General features: G+C 54.3%; 13 protein-coding genes and 1 pseudogene. 6 read left to right on the top strand and 8 right to left on the bottom strand.

Annotated features, from left to right (window positions below; all coding sequences use genetic code 11):
• Positions 1–35 precede the first annotated feature (35 nt).
• Positions 36–956 (bottom strand): L,D-transpeptidase, encoded by a 921-nt coding sequence (gene ldtB / locus ACE15A_RS14975; RefSeq protein WP_023246511.1) that lies wholly within the window; start codon positions 954–956, stop codon positions 36–38.
• Positions 957–1,176: 220 nt separating this feature from the next.
• Between ldtB and ACE15A_RS14970 the strand changes: the two genes are divergently transcribed.
• Positions 1,177–2,772 carry an ABC-F family ATPase gene (locus ACE15A_RS14970; protein WP_000961434.1) on the top strand — a complete coding sequence of 532 codons (1,596 nt, stop codon included), beginning with the start codon at positions 1,177–1,179 and terminating at the stop codon, positions 2,770–2,772.
• Between the two features lie 77 nt (positions 2,773–2,849).
• Here the strand turns inward: ACE15A_RS14970 and ACE15A_RS14965 are convergent, their stop codons facing one another.
• Together ACE15A_RS14965 and ACE15A_RS14960 are read right to left on the bottom strand one after the other, a co-directional pair.
• Positions 2,850–5,213 carry a TIM-barrel domain-containing protein gene (locus ACE15A_RS14965; RefSeq protein ID WP_053510064.1) on the bottom strand — a complete coding sequence of 788 codons (2,364 nt, stop codon included), beginning with the start codon at positions 5,211–5,213 and terminating at the stop codon, positions 2,850–2,852.
• A gap of 14 nt (positions 5,214–5,227) precedes the next feature.
• Positions 5,228–6,529 carry an MFS transporter gene (locus tag ACE15A_RS14960; RefSeq protein ID WP_053510063.1) on the bottom strand — a complete coding sequence of 434 codons (1,302 nt, stop codon included), beginning with the start codon at positions 6,527–6,529 and terminating at the stop codon, positions 5,228–5,230.
• A gap of 297 nt (positions 6,530–6,826) precedes the next feature.
• Here ACE15A_RS14960 and ACE15A_RS14955 point away from each other — a divergent pair, with 297 nt between their 5' ends.
• The gene (locus tag ACE15A_RS14955; protein ID WP_053510061.1) at positions 6,827–7,930 is read left to right on the top strand and encodes a LacI family DNA-binding transcriptional regulator; all 1,104 of its coding nucleotides are present in this window, start codon (positions 6,827–6,829) and stop codon (positions 7,928–7,930) included.
• Here the strand turns inward: ACE15A_RS14955 and ACE15A_RS14950 are convergent.
• Complete coding sequence (locus ACE15A_RS14950) at positions 7,897–9,162, bottom strand: DUF1479 domain-containing protein (RefSeq protein WP_053510059.1); 1,266 nt, start codon at positions 9,160–9,162, stop codon at positions 7,897–7,899. The two genes, ACE15A_RS14955 and ACE15A_RS14950, sit on opposite strands and share 34 nt — an antisense overlap.
• Positions 9,163–9,422: 260 nt before the next feature.
• On the opposite strand from ACE15A_RS14950, the pseudogene ACE15A_RS14945 reads away from it, so the two are divergent.
• Positions 9,423–10,221, top strand: a pseudogene (locus ACE15A_RS14945) (Cof-type HAD-IIB family hydrolase).
• A gap of 79 nt (positions 10,222–10,300) precedes the next feature.
• On the opposite strand, the gene ACE15A_RS14940 reads toward ACE15A_RS14945, so the two are convergent.
• The 4 genes from ACE15A_RS14940 to moeA form a co-directional block, all read right to left on the bottom strand.
• Positions 10,301–12,733 (bottom strand): glycyl radical protein, encoded by a 2,433-nt coding sequence (locus ACE15A_RS14940; protein ID WP_023246517.1) that lies wholly within the window; start codon positions 12,731–12,733, stop codon positions 10,301–10,303.
• A gap of 5 nt (positions 12,734–12,738) precedes the next feature.
• Positions 12,739–13,638 carry a glycyl-radical enzyme activating protein gene (locus tag ACE15A_RS14935; protein ID WP_053510057.1) on the bottom strand — a complete coding sequence of 300 codons (900 nt, stop codon included), beginning with the start codon at positions 13,636–13,638 and terminating at the stop codon, positions 12,739–12,741.
• A gap of 335 nt (positions 13,639–13,973) precedes the next feature.
• The gene (gene moeB, locus ACE15A_RS14930) at positions 13,974–14,723 is read right to left on the bottom strand and encodes a molybdopterin-synthase adenylyltransferase MoeB (protein ID WP_023246520.1); all 750 of its coding nucleotides are present in this window, start codon (positions 14,721–14,723) and stop codon (positions 13,974–13,976) included.
• Positions 14,723–15,958, bottom strand: coding sequence for a molybdopterin molybdotransferase MoeA (moeA, locus tag ACE15A_RS14925; protein WP_023246521.1), 1,236 nt, complete (start codon positions 15,956–15,958; stop codon positions 14,723–14,725). Before moeA ends, moeB begins: the two co-directional genes overlap by 1 nt.
• Positions 15,959–16,207: 249 nt before the next feature.
• Here moeA and gsiA point away from each other — a divergent pair, with 249 nt between their 5' ends.
• Genes gsiA through gsiC form a run of 3 tightly spaced genes read left to right on the top strand, consistent with a single transcriptional unit; the run spans position 16,208 to position 20,631 of the window.
• Positions 16,208–18,079, top strand: a complete 1,872-nt coding sequence (gene gsiA, locus ACE15A_RS14920) for a glutathione ABC transporter ATP-binding protein GsiA (RefSeq protein ID WP_053510055.1) — start codon at positions 16,208–16,210, stop codon at positions 18,077–18,079.
• A gap of 32 nt (positions 18,080–18,111) precedes the next feature.
• Positions 18,112–19,650 (top strand): glutathione ABC transporter substrate-binding protein GsiB, encoded by a 1,539-nt coding sequence (gene gsiB, locus ACE15A_RS14915; protein WP_023246523.1) that lies wholly within the window; start codon positions 18,112–18,114, stop codon positions 19,648–19,650.
• Positions 19,651–19,710: 60 nt separating this feature from the next.
• The gene (gene gsiC, locus ACE15A_RS14910) at positions 19,711–20,631 is read left to right on the top strand and encodes a glutathione ABC transporter permease GsiC (RefSeq protein WP_053510054.1); all 921 of its coding nucleotides are present in this window, start codon (positions 19,711–19,713) and stop codon (positions 20,629–20,631) included.

Here is a 20,631-nt window from a genome sequence, read left to right as displayed (position 1 = left end):
CGAGAGTGTCTATCGGGCTTCGTAGGCAGAGCCTGTCAGTTCAGACGAACCGGCATCCCGGAACGATCCTGAACCGCCTGTTGTACGATGGTCTGATCAACGTCAGGCTCGTTGGTGACGGCCAGGATACTCTTATTAAGCGTGATCGGCACCGCTTCCTTACCTTCAAACTGCGCTTCCGTCGTTGACAGCGGGTTATGCACCTCAATGTAACGGCTGCCGTCCGGCTCGGTGGTGGCTTTTACCGGTTCATCAATAAACTGCACGCGGGTGCCGACCGGCACATTTTCAAACAGGAACTTGATATCGTCGTTGCGCAGACGCACGCAACCGTGGCTCACGCGAAGCCCGATGCCGAAGTTGGCGTTGGTGCCGTGAATAGCATACAGGCGACCAATGTACAGCGCGTACAGGCCCATCGGGTTATCCGGGCCCGCAGGCACTACGGCAGGCAGCGGCTCGCCGGCAGCGGCGTATTCAGCGTGCATTTTCGCCGTAGGCGTCCAGGTCGGACCGGCTTTTTTACGTTCAACTTTGGTCGTCCAGTTGATAGGCGTGTCTTTACCTAACTGACCAATCCCAATCGGCAGGACGATAACGGTGTTCGTGCCTTTAGGGTAGTAATAGAGGCGCATTTCCGCGCTATTGATGATAATGCCTTCGTGGACGGTATCCGGCAGGATCAGTTGTTGCGGAATATTCAGCACAGTACCGCCCTTCGGCAGGAAGGTATCCACGCCAGGGTTGGCTTCCAGCATGTTGGACAGCCCCATCTGATACTCCGCGGCGAAATACTCCAGCGGTTGGGTATTGCCCTCCGGAACGGTGATGACCTGATTTTGCCCAATTAAACGACTGCCATCGGTAGGCAGCGGGTAAGTGACTGCTGAGGCTGTTTTACAAAAACCAACTACAGCGAAAGCCGCCGCGAAAAGCGTTGTTAATTTCATATTCATGTTATGCGAGATTCTGTGCCAAGCAGGCTAGTGGGTTGAGAATTCTGTCATGTTGGGAGCGCATTATAGGTGCATTCCAGTAAACAGGGAATTCAGATGTGTACGAAATCACGTTTTTTTCCCCTTACGGTTCAGTGTAGCCCTTTGTCACAGGGAGCGATCTTATTTCAGACTTGTGGCATAATAAGCGGTTTGTCACATCTTTTTTCAGGATAAGCCTGTGTTAGTTTCCAGCAACGTTACCATGCAGTTCGGCAGTAAGCCGCTGTTCGAAAACATTTCCGTCAAATTTGGCGGCGGCAACCGTTACGGCCTGATCGGCGCCAACGGTAGCGGAAAGTCCACTTTTATGAAAATCCTCGGCGGCGACCTGGAGCCGACGCTGGGCAATGTTTCCCTCGATCCGAATGAGCGCATCGGTAAGCTGCGTCAGGACCAGTTCGCTTTTGAAGCGTTCACCGTACTTGATACTGTCATTATGGGACATGGCGAACTGTGGGAAGTCAAACAGGAGCGCGACCGTATCTACGCCTTGCCGGAAATGAGCGAAGAAGACGGTTATAAAGTCGCCGATCTGGAAGTAAAATACGGCGAGATGGACGGTTATTCCGCTGAGGCGCGCGCGGGCGAACTGCTGCTGGGGGTGGGCATCCCGCTGGAGCAGCATTACGGTCTGATGAGTGAAGTCGCGCCAGGCTGGAAATTGCGTGTGCTGCTGGCGCAGGCGTTATTCTCTAATCCGGACATCCTGTTGCTCGACGAACCGACCAACAACCTGGATATTGATACTATCCGTTGGCTGGAGCAGGTGCTGAACGAGCGCGACAGCACGATGATCATCATTTCGCACGACCGTCACTTCCTGAACATGGTCTGTACGCATATGGCGGATCTGGATTACGGTGATTTGCGCGTCTATCCGGGTAACTATGATGAGTATATGACGGCGGCGACCCAGGCGCGTGAACGTCTGTTGGCCGATAATGCGAAGAAAAAAGCGCAAATTGCCGAGCTGCAATCTTTCGTCAGCCGTTTTAGCGCCAACGCTTCTAAATCGCGTCAGGCAACGTCGCGCGCGCGGCAGATCGATAAAATCAAGTTGGAAGAGGTGAAAGCCTCCAGCCGTCAGAACCCGTTCATCCGTTTTGAGCAGGATAAAAAACTGTTCCGTAACGCTCTGGAAGTGGAAGCGCTAACGAAAGGTTTTGATAACGGTCCGCTGTTTAAAAATGTCAATTTGCTGCTCGAAGTCGGTGAGAAGCTGGCGGTACTCGGCACCAATGGCGTGGGTAAATCTACGCTGCTGAAGACGCTGGTTGGCGATCTGGACGCCGATCACGGCACCGTTAAATGGTCGGAAAACGCGCGTATTGGTTACTACGCGCAGGACCACGAATATGAATTCGAAAATGACCTGACGGTGTTTGAATGGATGAGTCAGTGGAAGCAGGAAGGCGACGACGAGCAGGCAGTGCGCAGTATTCTGGGCCGCCTGCTATTTAGCCAGGATGACATCAAAAAGCCTGCGAAAGTACTCTCCGGTGGCGAGAAGGGCCGTATGCTGTTCGGCAAGTTGATGATGCAAAAGCCGAATATCCTGATCATGGACGAACCGACTAACCACCTGGACATGGAGTCGATCGAGTCGCTGAATATGGCGCTGGAGCTGTATCAGGGCACGCTGATCTTTGTTTCACACGACCGTGAGTTCGTCAGCTCGCTGGCGACCCGCGTCATTGAAATTACGCCGGAGCGCGTGGTGGACTTTAGCGGCAACTACGACGATTATTTGCGTAGTAAAGGGATTGAAAGCTAAAAACTGACGCCCGGTAGCGCTACGCTTACCGGACCTACGTATCCTGACGCGTAGGTCCGGTAAAACGACAATATTTACTACCGTGCCCACTCACTCCTGTCTTCATTATTTACCCGCAGCTTGCGTTTTTCTCCTGGCGGTAATGATACCTGCAATGTTTGCCACGCCGGGCGATAATCGCCGCGCGCGTTTATCGTCAGATCAATCGTCGTGGCGGTACAGACCATCTCCCATTCCAGCCACAGCGCGTGACCTTCCTTATACCCCCATGACTCGCCGTCATCCTCAAACAGTAGTCCTGACGATACGCCTGCGCCTTTCACCGGGAACAGTTTTAGCTCACGCGAGGTATCTTTAGCCGCGTTCACGTAGGAGATGCGATCGCTCAGCGGCAGTCCCGCGCCTGCGCGTACCAGCAGCGGCAGTTTTTCCAGCGGCGCGTCGACGATAATCCACTGACCGCCGCTGAACCACGCGCCAGTGTAGAAATCATACCAACCCGTTTCGTTGTCCGGCAGCCAGAGGCGGCGCTGACGTTCGCCCGGTATGACGACACTTGCGACCAGAATATCGCGTCCCAGCAGGAAGTCGTCGCACTCCTCAAAAGTCTGCGCGTCGTGCTCGTGGTCGAGGAAAGTAGGGCGCAGCATCGGCTCATCGTCGGCATGCGCCAGCCATAACAGAGTGTAGAAGTAGGGCAACAGACGGTAGCGTAGCTCAATGGCGCTGCGAATCGCTGGCGTGACGCCCGGATACATCCACGGTTCGTTGACCGTATGGTCGTCGTTCCACGAATGGATAGTAAAGCGTGGGTGCATCACGCCGTTCTGTACCCAGCGCACAAATAGCTCCGGGTCTGGTTTATCGCCGGAGAAACCGCCGACGTCGTGGCCCAGGTTATACAGCCCGGAGAGGCTCATCCCCAGCCCCATGCGAATGTTGTAGCGCAGGGTATCCCAACTGGTGCGGTTATCGCCGCTCCATGTTTGTACGTAGCGCTGCATCCCGGCGCAGCCTGAACGGGAGATCAGATACGGGCGTTTTGTCGGCGCAAAGCGTTGCTGCGCTTCCATCGACGCGCGGATCATCAACAGCGGCATCACCGGGCGAATATGTTTAATGGCTATCTCATTGCCAAAGCCGTGGCAGCGCGCTTCGCCGTCCCACACTTCAAATTCGTTGTTATCGTTCCAGGTGGCGTCGATGCCCATCTCCAGCAATTGCGTGGTAATGCCATTCTGCCACCAGGCGACAGTTTGCGGGTTAGTAAAGTCGAGATTGGAGCCTTCATCATCCCAGAAACTGGAGCGTTCCGGCGTATCGTTTTCGGAGTCGCGGATAAATAACCCTTGTTCCGCCACTTCGTGATAGCGCGGGTGATCCTGCAACAGGCACGGTTTGATGTTGGCCGCCAGATGTAGTCCCGCGTCGTGGAATGCCTGACTCATCACCTTCGGCTGCGGCACCTTGTCGTAGTTCCAGTTGAACACGTAGCGCTTGCCGTTAATCGAGGTATAACCTGAAGAGAGTTGGAAGGAATCACACGGAATGGCATGTTCGTCGCACAGGCGAATAAATTTCATCAACTGGTTTTGCGCATCCGACGCATCGGTGTAATGCATAGTCGAACCGCTGTAGCCCAGGCTCCACTTCGGCCCGAACAGCGTTTTCCCGGTCAGGCGAACAAAGGCTTTGGTGACGTCAAGCACACGCTCGCCGGTAAACAGGTAGTAGTCGATATCGCCCGCTTCCGCCTGCCAGCGACGGTAGGCGGTGTGGTAGTTATCAATTTCATTGCCCAGATCCAGCCAGCAGCTACTGAGGTTGTCATAAAACAGCCCGAAGCTAACGTCATCGCGGCGGGTAATGGTAAACGGAATATGTTTATACAGCGGATCGGTGCTGACTGCGTTGTAACCCATCGCGTCAAGATTGCGCATTTCATAGCGTTTTCCGGTACGCTGTAGATCGCCTGCTTTATCGCCCAAACCATAAAAACGCTCGTCCTTACGGCGGTGTTGATAGTGGGCCACGCCGTCGCCGTGGGCGTTCAGCAGATAGGCGCCGGTTGGGCGGTCGTTAACCAATGGCTGCCACTTGCCTTCGTTATTGCGGTATTGCCATTCAATCCACAGCGGCTGGTGGACGGTAGCGCGCAGCGATTCGGTAGCGACAATCAGCGTACCGTCTTGCTGGCGTAGTGTCCAGGCGGGCAGGGTAAAGCCGCTGAGGTCTTCTCGCTTGCGGCCTTTCCACGGTACATCCTGCACAGGAACGATACTCCAGGTGCGGTCCAGCGCCAGTTCGCCTTTGCGTTTTATCAGCATACGAAACAGATTCTCCTCCAGCACGTAAAGACACAGCGTATGCTGGCCGTCGACCAGTAGTTCAACGTGGTGGGATAACTGTTTTTGCAATACCCAGTTCTTCAGCGTTTTCATATTTACATTCACTCTCAGGCGCGTTTTGCGCGACGTTCAGCAATAAAAGTGACCAGGAAGAAGGCGCCAATCAGGTCGAAGAAGCCCATGGCGATAAACAGCGGGTTGAAGCCAATTTTGTCGGCTGTCACCCCGATAATCAGGGAAAACAGAAAGCTCGCGATCCATGCGGCAGAACCGCGCATACCGTTAACGGTCGCCATTTGTCCCTTATCGAACGACTCCACGACCAGCGCGCTTAACATGCAGGAGATGATCTGATGGCCGAAGCCGCCGATGGAAATCAGGATGATGGTGATATAGGGACTTTTGGTGAAGGTGACGATCGCCAGTGAAATCATCAGAAATGCGCCGGTAACGGAGCTCGCGACGACCGAGTTGATGCGGGTAAAACCGAAAATACGGGTATAGAGCCTGGTCAGATAACCACTGGCAACGCTACCGAGATCGGCGGCGAGGAATGGCAGCCAGGCGAACATGGCGATTTGCTTAAGATCCATACCCAGCTCTTTTGACAGATATAACGGCACCCAGAAGCTCAGTACTGCCCAGGCAGGTTCCGCCATAAAAGCCGGGATAGCGATCCCATAGAAACGTTTATCCCTGGCGACCGTTTTTAACGCAGTGAGGAACGGTAATTTTATCGCCGGAGTTTCATTATCCTGGTGAATATAGTCCAGTTCACTCTGGCTCAGGTTCGGGTGTTTATCCGGCGTGTTATAGAATATCCACCACAGTATGACCCACAACATCGCCAGCACGCCGGCAAACATAAACGCGCCCTGCCAGCCAAAAGATGCATGGGCAAAGTAAATGATGGGCGGCGCCAACATTGCGCCGATAGAGAAGCCGACGCCTGCCCAACCCGACGCGATAGGGCGTTCGGATTTCGGGAACCATTCGCCAATGGTTTTAGCATTGGCCGGGGTCGCAGCCGCCTCCGCGCCGCCCATAAAAAAACGCAGAATAGCAAGCTGTAACCAGCTACCAGCGCCAGCATGAAGTAAGCAGGTCAGCGCCCACAATCCGGCGCAGATCATAAAGCCCAGCTTGAGGCCAATCACGTCAATTAGCCAACCGCACAGCGGCTGGAACAAGGTATAGGCTAGCTGGAACGCACCGACAATCCACGAATACTGCTCGGTGGTGATCCCCAGACTGCTTTTCAGTTCCGGCGCCAGAATGCCCAGCGAATTGCGAGTGATGTAGTTAACGGTGACGCCAAGCAAAAAGAGGATCAGCATCCACCAACGCAGATTTTTTACTACGCGGCGGGGTTTGCTGGCGGCCATATTATTATTGATGCCCTGGCTCATAAGGGTCTCCACGTAATGGTATAGGGCGCGGCGGAACAGTTGTTGAGAAAACGGTTACACCACATTATTTAACGTTTTGATTTTTATTATTTTATTTTTTGAAATTTCCACTATTACTGGGGGAAGCTGTTCTGTCAGTTCACAATAAGAGAGTGAAAAAGCGCCGAAAAGCGGGTTTTGTGCACGTTTTTTCATCACGCGCTACGCTAGGGTACAAACACCTTTTTCAGGTCAGGCAAGCCGGGTTTTTTTGGCTATGAAATTTCTTTCATTTCTGAATTTGAAGTGGATCACAAAATGGAAAAGAAGCTGAAAATCGCAGAAATTGCCGCACGCACCGGACTGTCTGCCAGTACGGTGTCGCGCGTGTTGTCCGGGAAATCAAATACCAGCGACCACGCGCGTAAAGAGGTTCTGGCCTGCGCCCGCGAGTTGGGGGTAATGGAAGGTATGGCCGCAGGCCGCCTGTTGCTTAACAATTTGCTTGTTTTCGCGCCGCCGCGGGCGTTTGATGAGCGACTGGATATTTTTTACTACCGCGTAATCCAGAGCATCAGTAAAGCGCTCGCGCCGCATGAAGTACGCCTGCGCTACTGTGCGCTGGAAGAGAACGACAGTGACCCGGCGCTGTTTCTGGCCAGAGTGAATGATGCGGAGACTCAGGCGGCGATCCTGATTGGTATTGATGATCCGCATATTCACGATTTGGCGGTGGATCTCGCTAAACCCTGCGTATTGATCAATTGTCGCGATGATCGGATGCGGCTGCCCTTAATTGCGCCAGACCATCGTCTGATTGGCGCTTTTGCCGCCCGCTATCTTTTTGAGATGGGACATCGGGAGGTAATGAACGTCATGTGCCTGCGCCGTTACACGATGGAACAGCGTCTGGCGGGCATTAAAGAGTCATGGCGGCAGCACAACCTGGATTTTCTGGACGAGCGAGATTTACTGAATATCAGCAACTTCAGCGCTAAAGAAACGGAAGACAAGGTTGGAGCCTGGCTGGATGCAGCCGATGGAAGGCGGTTGCCGACCGCCTTGCTGGTCGGCGGTGATTTTATGGCGGCAGGCGCTATTAATGCGTTACGTCTTCGCGGCCTGCGCGTGCCGCAGGATATTTCAATTATGAGTATTGACGCGTTTAATCTGGCGGCGATCGAAGATGTTCCACTTACGGCGGTGCACGTGCCACGCGATGAGCTGGGCGTGGAGGCGGTACAGATGCTGCAACAGCGCCTGATCCGCCCGCATGCGCCCATCGGCTCGTTATTGTTGCATGGGCGTCTGGTGGTACGGGAGTCGGTACGACGGGTGCGCCCAGGCAAAGGACACACCATTGTCACAGGCGAGGGGCTGTACGACAGTCAAACGTCCATACCTAATGCCCGTTTGCCGTGAATATTCAGATCGCGCAGCGTGAAGCGCCCCTCCCAGGTTGTTTCATAGTCCTCGCGCGGGAAATCGCCCGGTGATGCGCCTGTCTCCAGCGCCGCTTTTACCTTACGCGCATAGGCCAGATTCTTCTCACACACTGGTGCGGCAGGAATGTACATCACATTACCCCAGCCCTGCTGATTTTCGACGGGGGCGACGGAGTGGATGATATCGCAATGCCACCACACGGAATCCCCGGCTTCCAGCGGCGGAATGCTGGTTAACGCCGCCATCAGTAAAGGATGCCACCGTTCCGAAACTGGCAGCACCCGGCCTGGCGCGACGCCGCATAATTCATCTTCCGGGACATCATCCAGTAGCGGGCGCAGCAGAATATACGCCATCGCCTCCGGGATAGGGACGACATGAAGCAAGCCCTGACCGGGCAGCATATCGGAGAGCGCGGTCCAGCCCTGGAAGGTGCGAAATACCGAGCATTTTGTGGTGTTATCCACCGTATACTCTTCAACTTCGGTACGGTGCGCCGCATTCCAAGGATCGTACTGCTCGACATTGCCGTTAAACACGCTGGCGAATACCTGCTGATAGGCTGGCAACAACCAGCGTTCCAGCGCGCCGGAGTCGGTATGCGCTCCCAGCCCTTTGGACGTGGTGCCCGGCGGGCGGCGACGGATACGATCCGGGTAAATTATGCTGATATCCGGATTAAACCATCGCTTGCCGTCGCGTTCTACCTGCCACAGGCGGTTGAGGAACGACTGCGCCAGCGCCATCTCTTCACTTTGGCGGACCTGCATTTGCGCCTGCGACCAGTAGACAGGATAGATTTCAGGCCGGGAGGCGCTCAGCGTACCGAAAAAATTATCCCCCGGTCCTTTATACACCTCGTCAAAATGGTTCTTGTCCAGATAGTCGAGCATCGACTGGTCCCATGCCAGCGCACGTTCGCGTGGAAAATGACCTTTAATTACCGCGCACCCGCGGCGCTTAACCTCGTCGCGGGTGGCATCGCTAATGTTGCCCATCGCCAGTTCGCTAAAAGGGATCATCGGCCATATCGGCTGTCCCTGCGCCTTTAGATCGTTAATTTCCGCCACCCGGGCTGCTATGGTGGCGCTCAGACGGTCGAACACCGCCTGCACGTCGCCGATTTGCGCGCGTAGCGCCTGCTTCATCTGACGAATAGCCGCTTTTGGGTCGGTGGGCAGCGTTTCGTGGGTAAAAGGAATCGTCATATCAACCTCACTAACCTTCGCTCGAAGGTAAAATTCATTACATATGATACTTTAAGTTAAAATAAAGCTAATGCAAGTTTAAAATATTGCAGGGGATCACAAGGCGGAAAGCGAGATGAAAACGTAGGGGGGTAGGACGCTTTAATGTCTTATGCGGCTATTCCTTTCGTTCAGCCACTTTTCATTCGAAATAAATTTGTGGTTCTGCTCACATTGTTATTAAAATGTTTCTGGTCGCAGTTACAGCCAGGAGCTTAAGTATGACCGTTAACGTTGTCGTTACCGATATGGACGGCACTTTTCTCGACGATGCCAAGCAGTACGATCGTGTACGCTTCATGGCGCAGTATCAGGAACTGAAAAAACGTAATATCGAATTTGTGGTCGCCAGCGGTAACCAGTACTACCAGTTGATCTCCTTCTTCCCCGAACTGAAAGACGAAATTTCCTTCGTCGCAGAAAATGGCGCGCTGGTGTATGAACATGGCAAGCAGTTGTTTCACGGGGAGCTAACCCGGCATGAATCGCGTATTGTGATTGGCGAACTGCTGAAAGATAAGCAGCTTAACTTCGTCGCCTGTGGTCTGAAAAGCGCTTATGTCAGCGAAAATGCTCCCGATACTTTCGTGGCGCTGATGGCCAAACATTATCACCGCCTGCAGCCGGTAAACGATTATCACGACATTGACGATATCCTGTTTAAGTTTTCCCTGAATTTGCCCGATGAACAAATTCCGCTGGTTATCGACAAACTGCACGTATCTCTGGATGGCATCATGAAGCCCGTCACCAGCGGCTTTGGTGATTATCCCGGGACTGCATAAAGCGAATGGCATCAGTCGCCTGTTAAAGCGCTGGAACAGGTCACCACAGAATGTCGTCGCCATTGGCGACAGCGGTAATGATGCGGAAATGTTGAAAATGGCGCATTACTCTTTTGCCATGGGCAATGCCGCAGACAATATCAAAGCGCTTTCACGTTATCACACTGATGATAATAACCATCAAGGCGCGCTCAACGTCATTCAAGCCGTGCTTGACGGCACCGCTCCCTTCTGATTAACAGACCTGCGTAGGCGCTGTTAAGCGCAGCGCCATCAGGCAGTTCGGACATATTGCCGGATGGCGCCAGGGTACATTACAGCATATGTTCGGTACGGGCGATGATATCGTCCTGCGCATCCGGCGACAGCGCGGTGAAGAAAGCGGAGTAACCTGCCACACGCACGACCAGATCGCGGTACTGGTCCGGATGTTTTTTCGCATCCAGCAGTGTTTCGCGCGATACGATATTGTACTGAATATGCCAGCCTTTATGCACCTCAAAGAACGTCCGTAGCAGAACCATCAGTTTCTGTTTGTCGGATTCGTTTTCCAGCGTCGTTGGGTTTAGTTTCTGGTTGAGCAGCACGCCGCCGAGAATTGAACCGGTAGGTAATTTGCCTACGGAACCAATCACCGCCGTCGGGCCGAGATGATCCGTACCTGACGCAGGGCTTGCGCCTTCCGCCAGCGGTGTATGTGCTTTGCGACCATCCGGGGTTGCCATGGTCGCGGCGCCAAACGGCACGTTTGCTGAGATAGATGACGTACCGGCGTAATAGTTGCCGCCGATAGGGCCACGACCATAGCGCGGGTTATGATATTGCTTCAGCTCATCAATATAGGTCTGATAAGCGCGCGCCAGCAGAGTATCGACACTATCATCATCGTTGCCGTACTTCGGTGCGCCGTTAATCAGACGGTGGCGCAACTGTTCATGGGTCAGCCCGTCAAAGTCATCGGCCAGCGCGGCGGCAAGCTGCTGTTGACCGATAACGCCCTGTTCGAAGACCAGTTTTTTCACGGCGGCGAGGCTGTTGCCCAGGTTGGCGATACCGACCTGGAGACCGGATACCCAGTCATATTTAGCGCCGCCTTGCTTGATACTCTTCGCGCGCTCAATACAGTCATCTACCAGCGCCGAGCAGAGAATATCGTGGACGTTCTCTTCCAGCATGGTGTCGACCACATACTCAATTTCGATCGATTTGCGCGTGTAGTAGCGTATTTGGGTATCCCAGGCAGCCATCACTTCATCAAAATTGTTGAAGTTGCCTGCGGAAAGCGCCTTTTCCTGCGGCAGAAATACCTTGCCGCTGGTGGCGTCGCGACCGCCTTCCAGCGCCGCCAGCATGACGCGGGCGAAGTTAATAAAGCTCATGCCAGTGCAGCGATAGCCCCATTTCCCGCCGACGGCGGTTTCGATACAGCCAATCGCCGCGTAATCGTAAGCGTCCTGCGGTTCGATCCCCAGCTTGATAAATTCCGGGATGACGATTTCATCATTGTTAAACGCCGGCATCCCAAAGCCACAGCGGATGACCTGGACGCAGGCGTCGAGGAAATCGTTACTCATTCCGGCGTGATAACGCACACTGAGGTTTGGCTGGGTAGAACGCAGACGACCGCAGGACTCCAGAATGGCGTAAGAGAGCGGATTCACTGCGTCCATTGGCTGTCCGTTGGTGAGATTCTGACCGCCAATGGTGACGTTTTGATATAGCGGGCTGCCCGCGGAAGCTTTAGAGTGCGAACCGGAACGGATCTTGTTTACTTCCAGCAGTTTCAGCCAGCAGCTATGCAGCAGTTCAATGGCGTGTTCACGATCCAGCGTCTGGTTTAGCTCGACATCGCGACGATAATAGGAGTAGAGATATTGGTCCATACGACCAAACGACACCGAGTGACCATTAGACTCAATTTGCAGAATCAGTTGGATGAAGTAGCACAATTGCAATGCTTGCCAGAAAGTCTGCGGCGGTTCGTGAGCTATCGCCTCGCAGTTTTCCGCGATGGTGAGTAGCTCTTTACGACGGCTTTCGCGGGTCTCTTCGCCCGCCATCTGGCGCGCCAGCTCGGCAAAGCGCGTGATGTGCTGGCTTACCGCGTCCAGCACAATATCAATCGCCTTCAGGAACTGTTCGCCATGCAGATCTTCCAGTACGGTCAGGTTGATGCGTGATCGACGTTCGGCGACTTTATCGCGCAGGCCATCAAGTCCTTTTTCCAGCAGCAGCGGGAAGTTCACCGCCAGGTGCGCATCGCCGGAGGTCATATTGCCTTCGGCTTTGATAATGCCAGTCGCCAGCAGCCCCTTTTGTTCATCGGTAAACATACCGTAGCAGCGATCCTGGACGGTTTGGCCGCGCCACCACGGGCAGACGTCATGCAGAATACGTTTGTTTTCTTCACTTACGGAAAAACCCGCGCCGGGCCTGTCCGCCAGGGCGTCGATCTCTTTTTCAATCCACGAGACGGTATATTCCGGGAAAATTGGCGCGGCCCGAACTTCGCTTGCCTGGTTGCCGACGATCAGTTCATCATGCTTAATCCAGATAGTGCGTTCCGCCAGGTGATGGGCCAGCGCCAGCGCACGGCGTACCGGAATCGGTTTATCCAGATGCTGCTGATACATTTCGGTATAATGCTGCGCGCGTTCGGTACAGACCGGTGGTTTCACGATATGTACCAGCGCGGTTTTGTGCGCCTTAATGCGGTCGCTGAGCGTGTCCAGTTTCAGTTGGGTCATGATAATTATCCTCGTAGGGTCGCGGTTAAACCTTTTTGGCAGGCGTACTTCTGGGCAAAATCAAGTAACGCCGGCGCATCCAGTGGTTTATCCGGGGCATGATAGGGCTGACTGAGTAAGTGGTATTTATTGATGCCCAGCGTGTGGTAGGGCAGAAAATGAATTTCCCCGACGTGCAGTTCGTCGGCGGCAAAGTCGGTAATGGCTTTAATGGCCTCCTCATCGGCATTAAATCCCTGAATCAGCGGGACGCGAATCACCATTTTTTTACCCGCGGCGGCGAGTTTCCTGAGATTTTCCAGCACCCGCGAGGCGCTGCCATCGGTCCACTGCTTAAACGGCCCGTCGGCGACATGTTTCAAATCAGCCAGAAACAGATCGATATAAGGCAGTGAGGGCGCAATGTATTTCCATGGGACATGCAGACAGGACTCAACCGCAGTATGAATACCGGCGTCATGGCTGGCTTTAAACAGCTCTGTCGCCAGTTCTGGCTGCATAAACGGTTCGCCGCCGGAAAGCGTAAGACCGCCGCCGCTGCGATCGTAAAAAGGTTTATCGCGCAGTACTGTCGCCATGATCTCATCTACGCTTTTTATTTCGCCGCACACGGTTAACGCCTGCGTGGGGCAGCAATGCGCCAGGATAGAAAAATGGGCGTCGGTCAGTTTCTCGCGATGGATGAGCAAGCCGTTTAGCGCGCGCTCAATGACTTCCGGCGCGGCTTGCGCGCACAGGTCGCATCCTTCGAGACACAGCCGCGCATCGTATAACAGATCCTGAGCGCGGGCGCGGCTTTCCGGGTTCTGGCACCAGCGACAGCCCAACGAACAACCTTTGAGAAATACTACGGTACGGATGCCGGGGCCATCGTGGGTAGAATAGCGCTGAATATTGAAGATCATAAACGGCCTCTCTTATTTCATATAAAGATTAAATTACTTTCGAATGAAAGTTGTCTTGATGTACATCAACGAATGGAGTGGTTCTGACAGAGAGGTGTTAAACGAGGTATAACATCACGGATTGAGACTGTGGTATGGCGTTTAGGATTATGCCGCACTGGCGTATCGCGCTGCTTAAGCCGATCGTCAGTGGGAGCTCATGGGCGTAGTGGGTAAGCTGGCTTCGCTTCTGATGACAGGTTGCGCTAATGACAGCCAGCTTAAAACGCTGCTTAATTATCTGTTGATGCAGCACGGCCATAAACCGTGCTTCGGTATGTTTATCCGCAAAGTGACTACTGCCCGCAGACCTCACAGCCGGGGTTGCGCATCAATTTCATTTCGCGAAACTGACAGGTCATCGCATCGTACATGACGATTTTTCCGCTGGCGGGATGACCGTAATGCGCCAGCAGCTTAATGGCCTCCATTGCCTGTAGCGAACCGATCACGCCAATCAGCGGCGCCATCACCCCTGCCTCTACGCAGGTCAGAGCGTTTTCGCCAAACAGACGGCTCAGGCAGCGGTAACAGGGTTCGTTTTCCCGATACGTAAAGACGGTAACTTGTCCTTCCATACGAATTGCCGCGCCGGAGATTAGCGGTACTTTCGCGGTATAGCACCCGGCGTTAAGTTGATTACGTACGCTAACGTTATCGGTACAGTCCAGCACCAGCGAATGCCCGGCAATCAGTCTGGTCATAGCGTCGTCGTCCAGCCGCGCGTTAACTGGCGTAATGGTAATATGCGGGTTGATTCGCGCCAGCGCGTCGCGGGCGGACTCTACCTTCGGCTGCCCGACCGTCGCGTCGCTGTGCAGGGTCTGACGCTGGAGATTGGAAACGGAAACGGTATCAAAATCGAGTAACGTCAGTTGCCCGACGCCAGCGCCGGCCAGATACTGCGTTGCCGCGCAGCCGAGTCCGCCCAGTCCGACCACTAATACCCGCGCATCTTTTAACGCTTCCTGCCCTTCAAAATCGAAGCCGCGCAGAATAATTTGTCGGTTATAGCGCAGCATCTCCTGGTCGCTAAGTTCCGCCATTACAGGCCTCCAAACAGAGCATTAAACGGCTCGACTTCCACCCATTCTCCCGGCTCAACATTGCCGCGTTCACGCTCCAGCACAATAAAGCAGTTGCCCAGACTAAACGAGCTGAAAATATGTGAACCCTGGTGCCCGGTGGTCGTGACCTCCAGTTCGCCGTTGGCGTTACGTTGCAGTATGCCGCGCTGGAAATCGAGACGACCCGGTGTTTTCTTCAGGCGAGATGCTGTGCGTACACGCTGGCGCGGCGGCACAGCGCTTGCCGTGTTGCCGCCAAGCTTCGCCAGTAAGGGCTGAACCAGTTGATAAAAGGTGAGCGCTGCAGAGACTGGATTCCCCGGCAGGCCACAGAACCAGCTATTATTGAGTTTGCCGAAGGCAAACGGTTTGCCTGGCTTGATAGCCAGCTTCCAGAAGGCGATTTCGCCCAGCTCCTCAAGGATGGTTTTGGTATAGTCCGCTTCACCGACCGAGACGCCGCCGGAGCTGATCACTACATCGGCCTGGCTGTCGGCGTCGATAAACGCGGCGCGAAGCTTACAAGGAGCGTCAGGAATAATGCCTAAATTGATAACTTCGCAGCCAAGCTGTTGCAGCATCAAATGTATAGTTAAACGGTTAGTGTCATAAATTTGCCCCGCGCCCAGCGGCTGGCCCGGAAGCTGGAGCTCGTCGCCGGTCGAGAACAGCGCTACGCGCACTTTACGTACTACCTGCGCATCGGCAATTCCCAGCGACGCCAGCACCGGCAGTTCGGCTGTAGTCAGGCGCGTACCGGCCGGAAAGACCACCGCATCCTGACGAATATCCTCGCCGCGGCGACGGATGTTTTGCCCGCAACGAACCCCGGCGGTAAAACGCACTCCGCCATCGGTTTGTTCCGTTTGCTCTTGCATGACGACCGCCTCGCAACCTGCCGGCACCGGGGCACCGGTCATAATGCGAATACAGGTTCCCGCAGGCCACTCTCCTTGGTAAGGCTGACCGGCAAATGCTTTGCCGGCGACGGGTAACGGCTTATCGGCGGACAGATCCGCGACACGTACCGCATAACCATCCATAGCTGAATTATCAAAGCCGGGGACATCGAGGGGAGAAACGATATCGGTCGCCAGGATGCGGCCAAAGCAGTTCACCAGCGGCAACGTTTCTACGGCGGTGAGCGGGGTAATACGTGAAAGCATCTGAGTCAGCGCTGTTTCAAGCGGCATCAATCCGGCGGAAAATTCCATGAACACACTCCTGCGAGGCAAAATCGAATCCGTCTATTATGTCAGAAAACAGCGGCGGGCAGTATGCTACCTCGGTCTTAGTGGCGGCCTTGCGCCTTTACATACCTTACGCATCTTTCTATATTCAAAAATCGAATGAATAACTCACAACAATTCTGATAGTTATAGTAAAAGTTGTGTGCCACCGTGAACAGCGCCTGAATAGGGATACGCCAGGCACAGGAATTTACCGGGAATAAGGAGCCGCAGGTGCCGCACAGCGATGAACTGGATAGCCGCGATGTTCTGTCCGTCAGTGGCCTGAATATCGCGTTTCACCACGAAGAGCAGCAGGTAGACGCCGTGCGTAATTTGTCATTACGCCTGAAGCGTGGAGAGACTCTGGCGATTGTCGGCGAGTCGGGATCGGGAAAATCGGTGACGGCGCTGGCGTTAATGCGGCTGATTGAGCCGTCGGGTGCGAACGTGCGCTGCGGCGAAATGCTGTTGCGTCGGCGTAATCGTCAGGTGATTGAGCTGTCTGAGCAGAGTGACGCGCAGATGCGGCGTGTGCGCGGCGCGGATATCGCCATGATTTTCCAGGAGCCAATGACCTCGCTCAACCCGGTATTTACCGTTGGCGAGCAAATTGCCGAATCTATTCGTTTGCATCAGGGCGCCAGCCACGAAGAGGCGCTGGCGGAAGCGAAACGTATGCTCGATCAGGTACGGATCCCGGAGTCGCAGGCGATTTTATCGCGTTATCCGCATCAGCTTTCCGGTGGGATGCGCCAGCGAGTCATGATCGCGATGGCGCTATCCTGCCGTCCGGCGGTCTTGATTGCCGATGAACCCACTACGGCGCTGGATGTCACTATCCAGGCGCAAATTCTGCAACTTATCAAAGTATTGCAGCAAGAGATGTCGATGGGCGTGATTTTTATCACTCACGACATGGGCGTCGTGGCGGATATCGCCGATCGCGTGCTGGTGATGTATCAGGGCGAGGCCGTGGAAACCGGCAGCGTAGAGCAGATTTTCCATGCGCCAGCGCATCCTTATACCAAAGCGTTGCTGGCCGCCGTCCCTCAGCTTGGCGCGATGCGCGGCCACTCGCTGCCACGCCGTTTCCCGTTGATTTCCGCTGACGAACCGGCCCTTTATGAATCGCAGATTGAGCAAGATACGGTGGTAGAAGGCAAACCTATTCTCCAGGTTCGGGGACTGGTGACGCGATTCCCGCTGCGTAGCGGTCTCTTTAACCGCATTACGCGTGAAGTTCATGCCGTTGAGAATGTCAGTTTCGATCTCTGGCCCGGCGAAACGCTATCGCTGGTGGGCGAGTCCGGTAGCGGAAAATCGACGACCGGACGCGCGTTACTGCGGTTGGTTGAATCCCTGCAAGGAGAGATTGTCTTTAACGGCCAGCGCATTGATACGCTGTCTGCGGGTAAACTCCAGCCGTTGCGCCGCGATATTCAGTGTATTTTCCAGGACCCTTACGCCTCGCTCGACCCGCGCCAGACCGTGGGGTATTCCATTATGGAACCTTTACGGATTCATGGTCTGGGGCAGGGTGACGCCGCGGCAAAGCGCGTGGCCTGGCTGCTTGAGCGTGTCGGGTTACGTCCTGAACATGCCTGGCGTTATCCGCATGAGTTTTCCGGCGGTCAACGTCAGCGCATCTGCATTGCTCGCGCGCTGGCATTGAATCCTAAAGTGATTATTGCTGATGAGGCGGTCTCCGCGCTGGATGTTTCCGTTCGCGGACAGATCATTAATTTACTGCTCGATTTACAACGGGAAATGGGGATCGCCTACCTGTTTATTTCGCATGATATGGCAGTTGTGGAGCGAATTAGCCATCGCGTGGCGGTGATGTATCTTGGTCAAATTGTTGAGATGGGGACGCGGCGCGCCGTTTTTGAAAATCCGCAGCATCCTTATACGCGTAAATTGATGGCGGCGGTGCCGGTTGCCGATCCCTCCAGACACCGGCCTCGGCGCGTTTTGCTATCAGATGATATACCCAGCAATATTCATAAACGTGGCGAAGAGACGCCCGCCGTTTCATTACAGTTGGTCGGGCCGGGACATTATGTTGCGCGGCCCCTGCAGGATAATGCGCTCTCGCGCTTATAACATTCAGACTGGCAGGGTTTCAGGAGAACAACATGACGCAATTTATTACGCATAAATGGCTGGCGGCGCTGGGACTGGCCTCATCCATCGCGGCTTTTCCGGCCCTGGCGGCCAAAGATGTGGTGGTGGCGGTAGGGTCTAATTTCACCACGCTCGATCCGTATGACGCTAACGATACGCTCTCGCAGGCGGTAGCGAAGTCATTTTATCAAGGGTTGTTTGGCCTGGATAAAGACATGAAGGTAAAAAACGTGCTGGCGGAGGGCTATACCGTTTCTGATGACGGCCTGACCTACACCATTACGCTACGACAGGGGGTGAAATTTCAGGACGGCGCTGATTTTGATGCGGCGGCGGTGAAAGCGAACCTTGATCGCGCCAGCAATCCGCATAACCATCTCAAGCGTTATAACCTGTATAAAAATATCGCGAAAACGGAGGTCGTCGATCCGGTAACGGTAAAAATTACCCTGAAACAGCCATTCTCCGCCTTCATTAATATTCTGGCGCACCCGGCGACGGCGATGATCTCGCCGCAAGCGCTGGAAAAATATGGCAAGGATATTGGTTTTCATCCGGTGGGTACCGGCCCATACCAGCTTGAAACATGGAATCAGACCGATTTTGTCAAAGTGAAAAAGTTCGCTGGTTACTGGCAGCAGGGATTACCCAAGCTGGATTCTATTACCTGGCGTCCGGTCACTGACAACAATACCCGCGCGGCGATGCTGCAAACCGGTGAAGCGCAATTTGCTTTTCCTATCCCTTATGAGCAGGCCGCATTACTGGCGAAAAATAAAAACCTCGAACTGGTCGCCAGCCCGTCCATTATGCAGCGCTATATCAGTATGAATGTGACGCAGAAGCCGTTTGATAATCCTAAGGTGCGTGAGGCGTTGAATTACGCCATCAACCGTCAGGCGCTGGTTAAAGTGGCGTTTGCCGGATACGCCACGCCGGCGACGGGTGTGGTGCCGCCGTCGATAGCCTATGCGCAAAGCTATCAGCCGTGGCCCTATGATCCGGCTAAAGCGCGCGAACTGTTGAAAGAGGCGGGATATCCAGACGGTTTCAGTACCACGCTGTGGTCATCGCATAACCATAGCACCGCGCAAAAAGTGTTGCAGTTTACCCAGCAGCAACTGGCGCAGATTGGCATTAAAGCCCGGATAACATCGATGGATGCTGGCCAGCGCGCTGCGGAAGTTGAGGGCAAAGGGCAAAAAGAGAGTGGCGTGCGAATGTTCTATACCGGCTGGTCGGCGTCGACGGGCGAAGCTGACTGGGCGTTATCGCCGCTCTTCGCATCACAAAATTGGCCGCCGACGCAGTTTAATACCGCCTTTTACAGCAACAAGCAGGTCGACAGCGATTTGGCGGCGGCATTAAAGACCAACGATCCGCAGAAGAAAACACGATTGTACAAAGAGGCGCAGGATATTATCTGGAAAGAGTCGCCATGGATACCGTTGGTGGTGGAGAAATTGGTTTCTGCGCACAGTAAAAATTTGACCGGTTTCTGGATTATGCCGGATACCGGTTTCAGCTTTGACGATGCGGATTTGAAGTAAGTAATGCGATGGGGCTGGATGGCGCGTGCGTTGTCCGTCATCCGGTAAAAGGTTTGTGTGATGCTTAACTATGTTTTCAAGCGCCTGCTGGGATTAATTCCTACGCTGTTGATTGTGGCAGTGTTGGTATTTTTATTTGTTCATCTGTTGCCCGGCGACCCGGCGCGGCTGATAGCCGGACCGGAGGCCGACGCGCAGGTGATCGCGCTGGTTCGTCAGCAGCTTGGTCTTGATCGGCCGCTTCACGTCCAGTTTTGGCATTACATCACCCATGTTTTACAAGGCGATTTCGGTACGTCAATGGTTTCCCATCGCCCGGTTTCTGAGGAGATCGCCAGCCGCTTTTTGCCGACTCTGTGGCTGACGATAACCAGTATGATATGGGCGGTTCTGTTTGGCATGGCGACCGGCATCGCCGCCGCCGTGTGGCGTAATCGCTGGCCTGACCGGGTAGGAATGACGCTTGCTGTGACCGGTATTTCTTTTCCGGCTTTTGCGCTGGGAATGCTGTTAATGCAGATTTTTTCCGTGGAGCTGGGCTGGCTACCGACCGTGGGGGCGGATAGCTGGCAACATTATATTTTACCCTCCCTGACGCTTGGCGCGGCGGTGGCATCAGTCATGGCGCGTTTTACGCGCTCCTCGTTTGTCGATGTCCTGAGCGAAGATTACATGAGGACCGCGCGGGCGAAAGGCGTTAGTGAAACGTGGGTGGTGTTAAAACATGGCTTGCGCAATGCGATGATTCCGGTCGTCACCATGATGGGCCTGCAATTTGGTTTTCTGCTTGGCGGATCGATCGTCGTCGAAAAAGTGTTTAACTGGCCGGGGCTTGGGCGATTACTGGTGGACTCCGTCGAAATGCGTGACTACCCCGTGATTCAGGCAGAAGTGCTGTTGTTTTCTCTGGAATTTATTCTTATCAACTTAGTGGTGGATGTCCTCTATGCTGCCATTAATCCGGCTATCAGGTATAAGTAA

The sequence above is a fragment of the Salmonella sp. HY31 genome (genome assembly GCF_042604575.1).
Lineage (GTDB): Bacteria > Pseudomonadota > Gammaproteobacteria > Enterobacterales > Enterobacteriaceae > Salmonella > Salmonella diarizonae.
This window is presented reverse-complemented; position numbering and strand designations above follow the sequence as displayed.